Here is a 14340-nt window from a genome sequence, read left to right as displayed (position 1 = left end):
TCATGGTAACGCCGCCTCGCCGCACAGACGACGCCGCCGGCCCTTGGGCCGGCGTCGCCTGCGGCAACTCAGCACTGCGCTGCCGCCGTCATCCGCCCGTCCGTGCCAGGTCCTCGACCAGCAACTCGTAGGCATCGGCGGTGTTGCGCTTGAGCGTATAGGACAGCGCACGGACCTGCCGCTCGCCATAAGCATGGTCGTCGGTGCCCCGCACCACCGCCCAGTGCGACGCCTCGTGAACCAGGGTCCCCGCCTGCTCCACCGCATCCAGGGTGAAGTATGCCGCGCACAGGTAGATGCGCTGCGGATTGTTCGGCCACACGTACGCGATCATGTCCTCGGCCTCGTGCTCGTCGAACTCGAACGCGGTCTTGCGGTCCAGCCGCTGCAGGGCCTCGACGATCTGTCGGTAGTCCCGACGGTAGCCGTCCAGATGCGCGGGGGTGCCGCGGCTGTCGAAATGCTTGCCGACCAGGCCGGCGAGCGCCTGATCGGACAGCCCGAGGACGTGGTTGCAGAGGGCCACGGCGTTTGCCAGCGCTTTGTCGGCGACCTGGAATTCCTGCGGATTCAATGGGCGTGTCATCGTCTTGCCTCGTCATCGGCCACATGGCCGTGACGCCAGCGTGCGGCGACCAGCGCGCGCCGGCACTCGGTCAGCGCCTCAGATCGGCAGGCGCAGATGCTGATGCCGACAACGTCGCGATCGCTCCAACGCAGGACGCCGGCACGAGGCCGGCGTCCTGTCGATGACAGCCGTGTCGATGCTCAGTGCCCCGACCCGCGCGAGGCGCCCAGCCCGGTCTCGGCGCGGATCTGCTGCGCCTTGAACGCGGCACGTTCCTTGCCCGCCTGCGCGCTGCGGTCCAGCACCGAGAACAGCCAGATGCCGACGAAGCCGATGGTCACCGAGAACAGCGCCGGCGAGGTGTACGGGAACGGCGCCGAGCCGGTCGGGTTGCCCAGGGTGTCCACCCACACCGACGGCGACAGCACGGTCAGCACCAGCGAGGAGATCAGGCCCAGGAAGCCGCCGATCACCGCGCCGCGGGTGGTGCAGTTCTTCCACAGCAAGGACAGGATCAGCACCGGGAAGTTGGCCGATGCGGCGATGGCGAAGGCCAGCGACACCATGAAGGCCACGTTCTGCTTCTCGAACACGATGCCCAGCAGCACCGCGATCACGCCCAGGGCGATGGTGGTGACGCGCGACACCTTCAGTTCCGAGCCGGGGGCCGGATTGCCCTTCTTGATCACCGTGGCGTACAGGTCGTGGGACACCGCCGAGGCGCCGGACAGGGTCAGGCCGGCGACCACCGCCAGGATGGTGGCGAAGGCCACCGCGGAGATGAAGCCCATGAACACGTTGCCGCCCACCGCATTGCCGACCAGCACCGCCGCCATGTTGGCCGCGCCCTTGCCGCCGTGGATGGTGCCGGTGGCGACGTCGGCGAACTGCGGGTTGGTCAGCACCAGGGCGATGGCGCCGAAGCCGATGATGAAGATCAGGATGTAGAAGTAGCCGATCCAGGTGGTGGCCCACAGCACCGACTTGCGCGCCTGCTTGGCGTCGGGGACGGTGAAGAAGCGCATCAGGATGTGCGGCAGGCCGGCGGTGCCGAACATCAGCGCCATGCCGAAGGAGATCGCCGAGATCGGATCCTTGACGAAGCCGCCCGGGCCCATGATCGACAGGCCGGCGCTGGCCGCCTCTTCCGGCGAGGCGCCGCCGTTGGCCGCCACCGCGGTCTTCACCCGCACGCCCTCGGCGAACAGCGCCTCGAAGCTGAAGTTGAAGTGCCACATGATCGCCACCGCCATGAAGGTCACGCCGGTCAGCAGCAGCACCGCCTTGATGATCTGCACCCAGGTGGTGGCGGTCATGCCGCCGAACAGCACGTAGACCATCATCAGCACGCCGACCAGGCTCACCGCCACCCAGTAGTCCAGGCCGAACAGCAGCTTGATCAGCGCGCCGGCGCCGACCATCTGCGCGATCAGGTAGAACAGCACCACCACCAGCGTGCCGGAGGCGGCGAAGGTGCGGATCGCGGTCGGCGCGAAGCGGTAGCCGGCCACGTCGGCGAAGGTGTACTTGCCGAGGTTGCGCAGGCGCTCGGCCATCAGGAAGGTCAGGATCGGCCAGCCGACCAGGAAGCCGATCGCGTAGATCAGGCCGTCGTAGCCATTGGTCATCACCGCCGCGGTGATGCCCAGGAACGAGGCCGCCGACATGTAGTCGCCGGCGATCGCCAGGCCGTTCTGGAAGCCGGTGATGCCGCCGCCGGCGGTGTAGAAATCGGACGCCGAGCGGGTCTTCTTCGCCGCCCACTTGGTGATCCACAGGGTGCCGGCGACGAAGAAGGCGAACATCCCGATCGCCACCCAGTTGGTCGGCTGCTTGTCGGTCTGGCCGACATCGCCGCCGGCGGCCAGGGCCGCACCGGCCGGCAGCAGCGCGGCCAGCAGCAGCAGAAGGAAGCGCAGGTGCTTGCTCATTGGCGGGCGTCCTCGAGGATGTCGGCGGTCAGCTGGTCGTACACGGTGTTGGCGCGACGCACGTAGATGGCGGTGATGGCGATGGTGAAGACCATCACCCCGATCGCGATCGGAATGCCGATGGTGGTGACGCCGCTGCCCATCGGCTGGGCCAGGAACGCCTTGTCGAAGGCGATCAGGCCGATGAAGCCGAAGTAGGCCAGCAGCATCAGGATGGTCAGCGTCCAGCCCAGCGCGTTGCGCTGGCGCTTGAGCGCGTGGTACTTCGGATTGGCGTCGATCTTGGCGATCAGCGCGTCGTTGGAGAGGGTCATGTGGTGCCTCCGGGGTAGTGACCGCAGCGCGGATCAGAAGCTGTACTTGGTGGTGAACTGAAGGCGGGTGATGTCGCCCTTGGCGCCGCTTTCGATCTCGCGCTTGCCATACATCAGCTCGGCGCCGATATCGACCTTGGGCAACGGCGAGTAGAAGACGTTGCCGCGGATGCTCTGCACGCTTTTGGTCACGCCCAGGCCGGTGCGCGCGGTGTCGTTGTCGTAGTCGCTGCGCGCGTAGATCAGGTTGGTGCGCAGCTTGGGCGAGAACGCATGGCGCCAGCCGACGTAGCCGGCGACCACCCCGACCGTGTCCAGGTCGCGATCGGCCGCGTCGTACACCGCGTTCTGGGCGATGCCCAGGCCGATGTAGCGGCCGATGCCTTCGCCGCCGGTGAGCTGGTAGAACAGGCTGTCGCTGTCGCTGGCCACCCACTTGCCGCCCAGGGTCAGGCCGCCGGAGGCCTTGCTGGCGTCGGCGCCGGTGGCGCGGTTGTCGACCTTCTGCTGGCCGACCACGCCGGCGACGCCGAAGCTGCCCCAGTCGCCCTTCCAGCCGTAGCGCACGGTCAGGTCCGGCAGCGCGCCACGGTCGGAGCTGGCGGTACTGACCACGCCGGCCGCGCTGCGCGTGTACAGGGTGGTTTCCGGGTTCTCCAGGGCGATGCTGAAGCCACCGTTGGTATAGCGCAGCTGCGCCTGGCGCACGAACACCACGCCGTCGGTGGGGCCGATGAAATCGGCCGCTTCCGGCAGCGCCGCCGGGTCCATGAAATTGGACCAGGTCTGGCCGGCCAGCCAGTGGTTCCAGTACATGTAGGCGTGGCGCAGGGTGGCGCCGTAGGTGTTGGTGGCGGTCTGGGTACCCAATGAATTGCCGAAGAAATCCAGTTCCACCAGCGCGCCGGCCTTGTTGCCGCCCTCGGTGACGCTGTCCACGCCGAAGTTGATCCGCGAGAACTTGGCGTGGGCGTTGTAGTCGGTGCCGGACTTGGCGCCGCCCACCGGGGTCTGCCCGGGCAGGTACAGCGCGCGGCCGGTGGCATCGTCGGCGAGTTGGCCGTCGCCGGTGCGGGTGGCCAGGAAGTCGGCCTTGATGAAGCCGCCGACCTTGAAGGTGGTGCCGGGCGCCGCGCCCGGGGTGATGGTGGTGACCTGGATCGGCGCCTTGCCGGCCGGCGGCGCCGGGGGTGCCGGCGGCGGCGCGGCCTGGCTGGAGCGGACCGCGGCGACCTCGGTCTGGGTCTGCGTGATCTGCCCCTGCTGCTGTTGCTGCGCGGACAGCAGTTGCTGCACCTGCCGCTCCAGCTCGGCCACGCGGGTCTCCAGCGCCTGTTCGCGCGCCGAGGGTTTGCCTTGGGCGAAGGCCGCGCCAGGCGCGACCAGGGCCACCAAGAGCGCGGCCGCCAACGGGCGGCGCGCCAAGGATGCGATGCGGTTGCTCATTACTCCCTCCCGAATAATGGATGGCCGCACGCATGCGCACGGCCGTAGCCCAGCGTGCGCGAGCGCGCCAGCCGCGCCTATTGGCCATTAGTCGAACGTCGGCTGAGTTACGACCATCGTCTAAGGCCCGACGCGTGTGCGCCTGACGCCGGATGCGGCACACTGCGCGTTGACGCGCCGCCGCATGCGGCGCCCCGTTCATTGCAGAGGGAACCATGGCCGATCTCTATCCCGTCGATCCGCAGTTCGCCGCCCGTGCGCGGGTCGACAAGACCCAGTACCAGACCCAGTACAAGGCATCGGTGGAACAGCCGGAGGCGTTCTGGGGCAAGGTGGCCGAGCGCCTGGACTGGTTCAAGAAGCCGACCCGCATCAAGGACGTCAGCTTCGCCCTGGACGACTTCCACATCCGCTGGTTCGACGACGGCGAACTCAACGCCAGCGTCAACTGCCTGGACCGGCAACTGGCCACCCGCGGCGACAAGACCGCGCTGCTGTTCGAGCCGGACAGCCCGGACGCGCCGTCCTACCGCGTCACCTATCGCGAGCTGTACGAGCGCGTGTGCCGGCTCGGCAACGCGCTGCGCGCACTGGGCGTGCAGAAGGGCGACCGCGTCACCATCTACCTGCCGATGATCCCCGACGCGGCAGTGGCGATGCTGGCCTGCGCGCGCATCGGCGCGATCCACTCGGTGGTGTTCGGCGGCTTTGCGCCCAACTCGATCGCCGACCGGGTGATCGACTGCGGCAGCAAGCTGATCATCACCGCCGACGAAGGCCTGCGCGGGGGCAAGAAGATCCCGCTCAAGGCCAACGTGGACGCGGCGCTGAAGCTGCCCGGCACCACCAGCGTGGAAACCGTGCTGGTGGTGCGCCACACCGGCGGCGCGGTGGACATGCAGGCCCCGCGCGACCGCTGGTTCCACGACGTGGTCGACAGCCAGCCGGCCGAATGCGCACCCGAGCGCATGAACGCCGAGGATCCGCTGTTCATCCTCTACACCTCCGGTTCCACCGGCAAGCCCAAGGGCGTGCTGCACACCACCGCCGGCTACCTGCTGTACGCGGCCTACACCCACGAGACCGTGTTCGACCTGCGCGAGGACGACATCTACTGGTGCACCGCCGACGTCGGCTGGGTCACCGGCCACAGCTACATCGTCTACGGGCCGCTGGCCAACGGCGCCACCGCGCTGATGTTCGAGGGCGTGCCCAACTACCCGAGCGTGTCGCGCTTCTGGGAGGTCATCGACAAGCACCAGGTGACGATCTTCTACACCGCCCCGACCGCGATCCGCGCGCTGATGCGCGAGGGCGAGGCGCCGGTGAAGAAGACCGCGCGCACGAGTCTGCGCCTGCTCGGCAGCGTCGGCGAGCCGATCAATCCCGAAGCCTGGCGCTGGTACTACGACGTGGTCGGCGATGGCCGCTGCCCGATCGTGGACACCTGGTGGCAGACCGAGACCGGCGGCATCCTGATCACCCCGCTGGCCGGCGCCATCGACCTCAAGCCCGGCTCGGCCACGCTGCCGTTCTTCGGCGTGCAGCCGGCGCTGGTCAGCGCCGACGGCGAGATCCTGGACGGCGCCACCGAGGGCAATCTGGTGCTGCGCGATTCCTGGCCGGGGCAGATGCGCACCGTCTACGGCGACCACCAGCGCTTCATCGACACCTACTTCCGCACCTACCCGGGCAGCTACTTCACCGGCGACGGCTGCCGCCGCGACGCCGACGGCTACTACTGGATCACCGGCCGCGTCGACGACGTCATCAACGTCTCCGGCCACCGCATCGGCACCGCCGAGGTGGAGAGCGCGCTGGTGGCCCACCCCAAGGTCGCCGAGGCGGCGGTGGTCGGCTTCCCGCACGACATCAAGGGCCAGGGCATCTACGCCTACGTGACCCTGGTCGCCGAAGAGCAGCCGAGCGAGGCCCTGCACAAGGAACTGGTGGCCTGGGTGCGCAAGGAGATCGGTCCGATCGCCGCCCCCGACCACCTGCAGTGGGCGCCCGGCCTGCCCAAGACCCGCTCGGGCAAGATCATGCGCCGCATCCTGCGCAAGATCGCCGAGAACGCCCCCGACCAACTCGGCGACACCTCGACCCTGGCCGATCCGTCGGTGGTGGATTCGTTGGTGAACGAACGGCTCGCGCGCTAGCGCGCTACGCGCGCCGGGAATGGGGAATCGAGAATGGGGAATGGGAAAAGCCATTCCCCGTCGCTTCATTCACGCAGGCGCCCGACGCGTTGCTTTTGCCGTTGCTTTTGCCGTTGCCATTCCCCATTCCCGGTTCCCCACTCCCGGCCTTCCAAATGCCCACCCTGCTGATCGCCGACGACCATCCCCTGTTTCGCGAGGCGCTGCGCGGGGCGGTGCAGCGGGTGATGCCCGGGGTGGAGTTGTACGAGGCCGACAGTGTCGAGGCGCTGTACGCGCTGGCCGAGCGCCATGCCGATGCCGATCTGCTGCTGATGGATCTCAACATGCCCGGCGCGCAGGGCTTCAGCGCGCTGGTGCACATGCGCGCGCTGCATCCGCAGTTGCCGGTGGTGGTGGTGTCCGCGCGCGAGGAGCCGACGGTGATGCGGCGCGCGCTGGACCACGGCGCGTTCGGCTTCATTCCCAAGTCGGCCGATTCGGACACCATCGGCCTGGCCCTGGGCACGGTGCTGGACGGCGAACACTGGGCGCCGCCGGAAGCGCACAACGTGCCGCCCACCGACCGCGCCGAGCGCGAGGTCGGCCAGCGCCTGCGCGAACTGACCCCGCAGCAGTTCCGGGTGCTGCAGATGCTCGGCGCCGGCAGCCTCAACAAGCAGATCGCCTACGACCTGGGCGTGTCCGAGGCCACGATCAAGGCGCACGTCACCGCGATCCTGCGCAAGCTCGGCGTCACCAACCGCACCCAGGCGGTGCTGCTGGCCGGCAAGCTGGCCATCGACAGCGACGCCATCGTGCTGCCGCCGGAAGAGGACTGAGCCGGCAGTGGTCGCCGCGGCCCCAGTCCGCGTCTACCGCTCCGCCCTCCCGCGCGCCAAGGTGCGCGTGGCGCGCCGCATCGCGGTCCCGCGCCGGCGTCCGGCCTGCAGGCGAGGCTCAGTCCGACGGCTTGCCCTCGTCGTCGCCATAGAACAGCACGCCGAGCTTGATCCGCTCGCGGCCCTGCGCGCGGCGATGGCGATTGGTATCGCGCAGCGAATACACGCAACCGCAGTACTCCTGCTGGTAGAAGCGCTCGCGCTTGCTGATCTCGACCATGCGCGCGGCGCCGCCGTGCTTGCGCCAGTTGTAGTCCCAGTAGGTCAGGTCCGGGTACGGTGCGGCCGCGCGGATGCCGCTGTCGGTGATCTGGCGCATGTCCTTCCAGCGCGAAATGCCCAACGAACTGGTCATCACCGCATAGCCGTGCTCGTGCGCATACAGCGCAGTGCGCTCGAAGCGCATGTCGAAGCACATGGTGCAGCGGATGCCGCGCTCGGGGGCGTTCTCCATGCCCCGGGCACGCGCGAACCAGTTGTCGGTGTCGTAGTCGGCATCGACGAAGGGCACGCCATGCTGCTCGGCGAAGCGGATGTTCTCCTGCTTGCGCAGTTCGTACTCTTTGGCCGGGTGGATGTTGGGGTTGTAGAAGAACACCGTGTAGTCGATGCCGGACTCCACGAACGATTCCATCAGCTCGCCCGAGCACGGCGCGCAGCACGAGTGCAGCAGCAGGCGTCCACTGCCGCCGGGCAGGGTCAGGCGCTCGCGGACAGTGCTCATGGCGCCTCCGCGAGCAGCTGGACGACGCTGGAGAAATCCAGGCCGCCGCGGCCCTGGCGGCGGTTCAGCGCGTACAGGTTGCGCGCCAGTTCGCCGAGCGGGATCGCCGCGCCGGTGGCCATCGCCGCTTCCGCCGCCAGGCCCAGGTCCTTGAGCATCAGGTCGCTGCCGAAGCCGCCGCGGTAGCCGCGCGAGGCCGGCGCCTGGTCCAGCACGCCCGGCCATGGGTTGCAGACCTCGGTGGCCCAGCTGCGGCCGGTGCTGACCGCCATCATCCGCGACAGCGCCGCCGGATCCAGGCCATGCGCCGCGCCCAGCGCCAGCGCTTCGGCGGTCGCGGCCATGATCACCCCCAGCGCCATGTTGTTGCAGAGCTTGGCGACCTGCCCGGCACCGGCCTCGCCCATGTGGAAGATGTTGCGGCCCATCGCCTCCAGCACTGGGCGCGCGCGCTCCAGGGTGGCGGCCGCGCCGCCGACGATGAAGGTCAAGGTGCCCGCGGCGGCGCCGGCGGTACCGCCGGACACCGGCGCATCCAGCGGCTGCAGGCCACGCGCCACTGCCGCGGCGGCCAGCGTGCGCGCCGAGGCGGGCGCAATCGTGCTGCTGTCGATGAGCAGGGCGCCCGCGGGAATGTGCGCGAGCAGTCCCTCCGTACCGAGGAACAGGGCTTCGACGTGGCGGCTGGCCGGCAGCATCGAGATCACCACCTCGGCCTCGGCGACCGCGGCCACTGCGCTGTCGGCGGCGTGCGCGCCGGCGGCGGCGGCGGCCGCGAGGGCGGCGGGGTTGAGGTCGAACACGCGCACCACGTGCCCGGCCCTGACCAGGTTGACGGCCATCGGGCCGCCCATGTTGCCCAGGCCGATGAAGGCGATCCGGCTCATGCGCGGGTCTCCGTGTGACGGCCGAGATCGGCCAGGGGGTGGGCCTGCGCCGGCCAGGGCGCATGGAAGAAGTCGCGCGCCCACGCCGCGGACGCGGCGTCGAGGGTGGCCGGCTGCCAACGCGGGGCGCGGTCCTTGTCGATCAGCAACGCGCGAATGCCTTCGGCGAAGTCGCCATGCGCGGCGCAATGCAGGGCCACGGTGTACTCCTGGCGGAACACCTCGGCCAAGGACAGCGATGCGGCGCGCCGCTGCAGTTCGAAGGCCAGCCGTGCCGAGCCCGGCGCGCCGGCAGCCAGCGTGGCCTGTGCCGTCGCGATCCATGGGTCGGCGGCATCGAGGCCGGCGATCGCCGCCACCACCGCGTCCAGCGTGGGATGCGCGCAGGCATCGGCGATCGCCGCGGCGTGCCGCTGCAACGGACCGGCCGGCGCCGGCGTGGCGAAGCGGGCCAGCAGCGCGTCCAGCGCGCGCGCCGTGTCCTGCGCAGCGGCCGGCCAAGGCGTCGCCTGCAGGGCGGCCAGCACCGCCGCGCGCGCGGCCTCCGGCACGTGCACATCGGCCATGCCGGCGTAGATCGCATCGCCGGCACCGAGCGGCGCGCCGGTCAGCGCCAGGAACAGGCCCGCCTGCGCCGGCACCCGCGACAGCAGCCAGCTGCCGCCGACGTCGGGGAACAGGCCGATGCTGATCTCGGGGAAGGCGAGCCGGGACCGTTCGCCGACCACGCGGTGGCTGGCGCCCGCCATCAGCCCGATCCCGCCGCCCATCACGATGCCGTGGCCCCAGCACAGCACCGGCTTGGGGAAGGTGTGGATGCGGTAGTCGAGGCGGTACTCGGTTTCGAAGAAGGCCTCGGCGTGCGCATCGCCGCGCGGGTCCGCCGGCGTGGTAGTGCCGTGCGCGACACGCTCACGCATCCCGCGATACAGGCCATGGAGGTCGCCGCCGGCGCAGAACGCCTTCTCGCCCGCGCCCTGCAGCACCACCAGCGCCAGCGTCGGGTCCTGCGCCCATTGCGTCAGTTGCGCATCCAGCAGGCGCGCCATCTCCAGCGACAGCCCGTTGAGGGTGCGCGGCGCATTGAGCGTGGCGATCCCGATGCGACGGCCATCGCCCGCGGCCCGCATCTCGAACAGCACCGCGGCATCGTCGGCAGCGGAGGCGCTCACGCGTTGCTCCATACAGGGGCGCGCTTGCCGAGGAAGGCATTGACGCCCTCGGCCTGGTCGGCGCTGTCGAACAGGTCCACGAACGCCTCGCGTTCGCTGACCAATGCGCTCGCATGCGACTGCGTGCGGGTCGCCTGCACCAGGCGCTTGGCCGCGGCCACGCTGATCGGACTCTGCCGCGCCGCCTTGGCCGCCCACTCCAGCGCGCGCGCCAGCGCCTGCCCGGTCGGCACCACCTCTTCGACCAGGCCGATCCGCAGCGCGGTCTCGGCATCGACGCGTTCGCCGAGCAGGATCATGCGCTTGGCCCAGCCTTCGCCGACCAGCCGCGGCAGGTTCTGCGTGCCCCCGGCGCAGGGCAGCAGGCCCACCGTCGCTTCGGGCAGGGCCATCTGCGCCTGCGCCTCGGCGATGCGCAGGTCGCAGGCCAAGGCCGCTTCGAGCCCGCCGCCCATCGCATAGCCGTTGATCGCGGCGATGCTGACGCCGCGGAATCCGCTCAGCGCCTCGAAGGCCTCGCCGAAGCGCCGCGCCGCCTCGCGCGCCAGCGCCTTGTCGCCGTCGGCGAACTGGTTGAGGTCGGCACCGGCGCTGAAGAACTTCTCGCCGGCACCGACCAGTACCAGGGCATAGATCTCGCGATCCGCGTCCAGCGCGCCGACCAGCTCGCCTAGCGCGCGCAGGCTGTGCACAGTCCAGGTGTTGGCCGGCGGATTGGACAGGGTGACCACGGCGGTATGGCCGTCGATCTGCAGGCCCAGCCCGGTCCAGTCCCGGTTGCGGTAGGAGGTGTCGGCAACGCTCATCGCAATTCCTCTTCGGTGTTCAGCAGGTGGCGCGCGACGATCACGCGCATGATTTCGTTGGTGCCCTCCAGGATCTGGTGCACGCGGCTGTCGCGCAGCAGGCGTTCGACCGGATACTCGCGGATGTAGCCGTAGCCGCCGTGCAGCTGCAGCGCGTCGTTGCAGATCGAAAAGCCCGCATCGGTGGCGAAGCGCTTGGCCATCGCGCACCACACCGTCGCATCGCGGGCGCCGGCATCGAGCTTGCGCGCAGCGGTGTGCACCATCTGCCGCGCGGCGACCAGTTGCGTGGCCATGTCGGCCAGGGTGAACTGCAGCGCCTGGAACTCGGCGAGCTTCTTGCCGAACTGGCGCCGCTGGCCCAGATAGCGCCGCGCCGCGTCCAGCGCGCCCTGCCCCGCGCCCAGCGAGCACGCGGCGATGTTGAGGCGGCCGCCGTCGAGGCCGCGCATCGCGATGCGGAAGCCCTCGCCCTCCTCGCCCAGGCGATGCGCCAGCGGCACGCGCACGCCGTCGAAGCTCACCGCGCGGGTCGGCTGGCTGTGCCAGCCCAGCTTGTCCTCGTTGCGCCCGTAGCCGATCCCCGCCGCATCGGCCGGCACCGCGAAGGCGCTGATGCCGCGCGCGCCGTCCTCGCCGGTGCGCGCCATCACCACCAGCAGGTCGGTCGCGCCGGCGCCGGAAATGAAGGCCTTGCTGCCGTCGATGCGGTAGCCGTCGCCATCGCGCACCGCGCGGGTCTTCAGCGCGGCCGCGTCGGACCCCGCGCCGGGTTCGGTCAGGCAGTACGAGGCCAGCTTGCGGCCGCTGGCCAGCGCCGCGCCCCAGTCCTTGCGCACCGCCGGCGTGGCGAAACGGGTCAGCATCCAGGTGGCCATGTTGTGGATGCTGATGAAGGCGGCGGTGGACGGATCGACCGCGGCCAGCTCCTCGAACACGATCGCCGCATCCAGGCGCGACAGTCCGCTGCCGCCGGCGTCCTCGTCCACGTACAGGCCGCAGAAACCGAGTTCGCCGGCCCGGCCGATCGCCTCGCGCGGGAAGATCCCGTCCGCATCCCAGCGCGCCGCATGCGGCGCCAGTTCGGCCTGGGCGAAGCCGCGCGCGGCCTCGCGATAGGCGCGCTGCGCCTCGTCCAGGCCGGCATCGGCCGGCTGCTCCAGCGGCCACTGCATCGCCGTGGCCATCACGACAGGCGGATCGTGGTGTTGACGCCCTGGCCGGCGCCGGCGTCGTCGAACCAGCGCGCGGTGACGGTCTTGGTCTGCGTGTAGAACTGCACCGCCTGCTTGCCGTAGGGGCCGAGGTCGCCGAGCTTGGAGGCGCGCGACCCGGTGAAGGAGAACAGCGGCACCGGCACCGGGATCGGCACGTTGATGCCGACCTGGCCGACGTCGATCTCCTCCTGGAACCTGCGCGCGGCGGCGCCGGATTGGGTGAACAGCGCCGTGCCGTTGCCGTTCGGATTGGCGTTGACCAGGGCGATCGCGTCCTCCAGCGTGGCCGCATCCAGGATCACCAGCACCGGGCCGAAGATCTCTTCGTCGTAGATGCGCATGCCCGGCGCGACCCCGGAGAAGATCGTCGGGCCGACGAAGTTGCCGTGCGCGAAACCGGGCACCGTCGGGTTGCGCCCGTCCAGTTCCAGCGTCGCGCCCTCGGCGATGCCGGCGGCGATCAACGCTTCGATGCGCTCGCGCGCGCTGCGCGAGATCACCGGTCCCAGGTCGGTGCCGGGTTCGCTGCCGGCGTTGACCTTCAGCGTCTGCGCCCTGGCCACCAGGTCGGGAATCCACTGCTGCGCCTCGCCAACCAGCACCACCGTCGAGGCGGCCATGCAGCGTTGCCCGGCGGCGCCGAAGGCCGCGCCCACCAGCGCGTCGAGGGTCTGCGCGCGCGGCGCATCCGGCAACACCACCGCGTGGTTCTTGGCGCCCATCATGCATTGCACGCGTTTGCCGGCCAGCGCCGCGCGCTGGTACACGTGGGTGCCGACCTTGGTGGAGCCGACGAACGACAGCGCCTTGATGTCGGCGTGGTCGCACAGTGCATCGACCACCTCGGCGCCGCCATGGACGACGTTCAGCACGCCCTTGGGCACGCCCGCCTGCAAGGCCAGTTCGACCAGCCGCATGGTCACCAGCGGATCCTGCTCGGACGGCTTGAGCACGAAGGTGTTGCCGGTGGCGATGGCCATCGGGAACATCCACAGCGGAATCATCGCCGGGAAGTTGAACGGGGTTATGCCGGCGCACACGCCCAGCGGCTGCAGCAGCGTGTAGGTATCCACGCCGTTGGCGACGTTGTTGGCCAGTTCGCCCAGTTGGAGGTTGCCGATCGCCGCGGCCTGTTCCACCACTTCCAGGCCGCGGAAGACATCGCCTTCCGCGTCGGCCAGGGTCTTGCCCTGCTCGCGGGTGAGGATCGCCGCCAGCTCGCCCATGTGCGCCCGGATCAGCTGCTGGTAGGTGAGGAAGATCCGCGCGCGGACGCCGATCGGCGTCTTGCGCCAGCTGGCGAACGCGCGTTGCGCGGCGGCCACGGCGGCGTCGACTTCCGCGGCGGTGGCAAAGGGCACGCGTGCGAGCACGTCCTGGGTCGCCGGATCGACCACCTCGCGCCATTGGCTGCTGCTGGATTCGACGAACGCGCCGTCGATCAAGAGCTTGACGGTCGCCACCTCGGCGTGGGTCCGGGTCATCTGGTTCACGGGTCCTGTCTCCTCATCGCATCACCACCGGGCGGGCGGCGATGGACAGGACAAGCGAACGCGCGGCGCAGGGCCCCGACGTCGTTCGGCTCGCCAGGTTGCCCACCGCAACACCCGAGAAAGAACGTCGCAGGACGTCCGCGCCAGGCCGGTCTCCGGGCTTGCGAGCAATGCGCGATCGCATTACCCCGACACCTTCCCGCTTGCGCAGTGGTCTGTTGTCGGGTGTTCTCGCCTACCGTTGCGGGGGCAGCGCCGGCATCGGACCGGCTTCCCGTTTCACCCGGCGCATCTTGCGACGACCAGGCACCTGAAGCGTGACCAGTGTAGTCGCGCCGCGGCAACAGCAACACGCTGCAGCGCAGCGCGCGGTGTGGGCGCCGGCACGCAGCGCGCGAATGCCGACAGCGCAGAAGCGACGTTCGCCACAGCGACGGACGTGCACGACAAGCGTGCACAGGACCGCAGCGACAACATCGATCGCCGCCGCACGATCGCCGCCGCAGCTTCCCGCACGGATGCCCGCCAGCACGTGCCGCTATAGCCGATGCTAAGAAGAGAAGCTGCAGGTTCGCGTGCGTTCCAGGGATGTTCGCTGCAGTTGGCCACTGTTAGACTGCGCGTCCCCTTGGGGAGTAGCCTGCTGTCCGCCCGGTGCGGACGGCGCCCGTATCAACAGACTCGGCCGATGCGCCGTGGTACGGGCAGCCAGTTCGGTTGGCGAGACCAGCGGCGAGTGCGC

12 protein-coding genes and 1 riboswitch are annotated in these 14340 nt (G+C 70.0%); of the genes, 2 read left to right on the top strand and 10 right to left on the bottom strand.

Annotated elements, in window-relative coordinates; translation table 11 throughout:
* Positions 1–88: 88 nt before the first annotated feature.
* From M3U25_RS17375 to M3U25_RS17360, 4 genes are all read right to left on the bottom strand, one after another.
* Entirely contained in the window at positions 89–586 is a 498-nt protein-coding gene (locus M3U25_RS17375; RefSeq protein WP_355502839.1) for a M35 family metallo-endopeptidase, read from the bottom strand.
* 182 nt (positions 587–768) lie between these two features.
* Positions 769–2499, bottom strand: coding sequence for a cation acetate symporter (locus tag M3U25_RS17370; RefSeq protein WP_242157326.1), 1731 nt, complete (start codon positions 2497–2499; stop codon positions 769–771).
* Complete coding sequence (locus tag M3U25_RS17365) at positions 2496–2813, bottom strand: DUF485 domain-containing protein (RefSeq protein WP_160969548.1); 318 nt, start codon at positions 2811–2813, stop codon at positions 2496–2498. The genes M3U25_RS17370 and M3U25_RS17365 overlap by 4 nt, the downstream gene beginning before the upstream one ends.
* A gap of 33 nt (positions 2814–2846) precedes the next feature.
* A complete protein-coding gene (locus M3U25_RS17360; protein WP_160946916.1) occupies positions 2847–4259 on the bottom strand; it encodes a DcaP family trimeric outer membrane transporter in 1413 nt (470 codons plus the stop codon).
* A gap of 215 nt (positions 4260–4474) precedes the next feature.
* On the opposite strand from M3U25_RS17360, the gene acs reads away from it, so the two are divergent.
* Together acs and M3U25_RS17350 are read left to right on the top strand one after the other, a co-directional pair.
* On the top strand, positions 4475–6418 hold the full coding sequence (gene acs / locus M3U25_RS17355) for an acetate--CoA ligase (RefSeq protein ID WP_355502843.1): 1944 nt from the start codon (positions 4475–4477) through the stop codon (positions 6416–6418).
* A gap of 155 nt (positions 6419–6573) precedes the next feature.
* The gene (locus M3U25_RS17350) at positions 6574–7239 is read left to right on the top strand and encodes a response regulator transcription factor (protein ID WP_355502845.1); all 666 of its coding nucleotides are present in this window, start codon (positions 6574–6576) and stop codon (positions 7237–7239) included.
* 118 nt (positions 7240–7357) lie between these two features.
* Here M3U25_RS17350 and M3U25_RS17345 read toward each other — a convergent pair whose 3' ends face one another.
* From M3U25_RS17345 to M3U25_RS17320, 6 genes are read right to left on the bottom strand one after another with little or no spacing between them, the layout of a single operon-like run.
* Positions 7358–8023 (bottom strand): epoxyqueuosine reductase QueH, encoded by a 666-nt coding sequence (locus tag M3U25_RS17345; RefSeq protein WP_355502847.1) that lies wholly within the window; start codon positions 8021–8023, stop codon positions 7358–7360.
* On the bottom strand, positions 8020–8910 hold the full coding sequence (mmsB, locus tag M3U25_RS17340) for a 3-hydroxyisobutyrate dehydrogenase (RefSeq protein ID WP_355502849.1): 891 nt from the start codon (positions 8908–8910) through the stop codon (positions 8020–8022). Before mmsB ends, M3U25_RS17345 begins: the two co-directional genes overlap by 4 nt.
* A complete protein-coding gene (locus tag M3U25_RS17335) occupies positions 8907–10094 on the bottom strand; it encodes an enoyl-CoA hydratase/isomerase family protein (RefSeq protein WP_355502851.1) in 1188 nt (395 codons plus the stop codon). The genes mmsB and M3U25_RS17335 overlap by 4 nt, the downstream gene beginning before the upstream one ends.
* Positions 10079–10888, bottom strand: coding sequence for an enoyl-CoA hydratase (locus M3U25_RS17330; protein WP_355502853.1), 810 nt, complete (start codon positions 10886–10888; stop codon positions 10079–10081). The genes M3U25_RS17335 and M3U25_RS17330 overlap by 16 nt, the downstream gene beginning before the upstream one ends.
* Positions 10885–12063, bottom strand: coding sequence for an acyl-CoA dehydrogenase family protein (locus M3U25_RS17325; protein WP_355502889.1), 1179 nt, complete (start codon positions 12061–12063; stop codon positions 10885–10887). The genes M3U25_RS17330 and M3U25_RS17325 overlap by 4 nt, the downstream gene beginning before the upstream one ends.
* A gap of 11 nt (positions 12064–12074) precedes the next feature.
* Entirely contained in the window at positions 12075–13589 is a 1515-nt protein-coding gene (locus M3U25_RS17320; protein WP_355502891.1) for a CoA-acylating methylmalonate-semialdehyde dehydrogenase, read from the bottom strand.
* A gap of 137 nt (positions 13590–13726) precedes the next feature.
* A riboswitch (cobalamin riboswitch) is annotated at positions 13727–13927 on the bottom strand.
* Between the last annotated feature and the right edge of the window lie 413 nt (positions 13928–14340).

Origin of the sequence: Xanthomonas sp. PPL134, from assembly GCF_040595915.1 — a bacterium.
In the GTDB taxonomy this organism is placed as follows: domain Bacteria; phylum Pseudomonadota; class Gammaproteobacteria; order Xanthomonadales; family Xanthomonadaceae; genus Xanthomonas_A; species Xanthomonas_A indica.
Note: the sequence above shows the minus strand (reverse complement) of the source record. Positions and strands in the feature narration are given on the sequence as shown.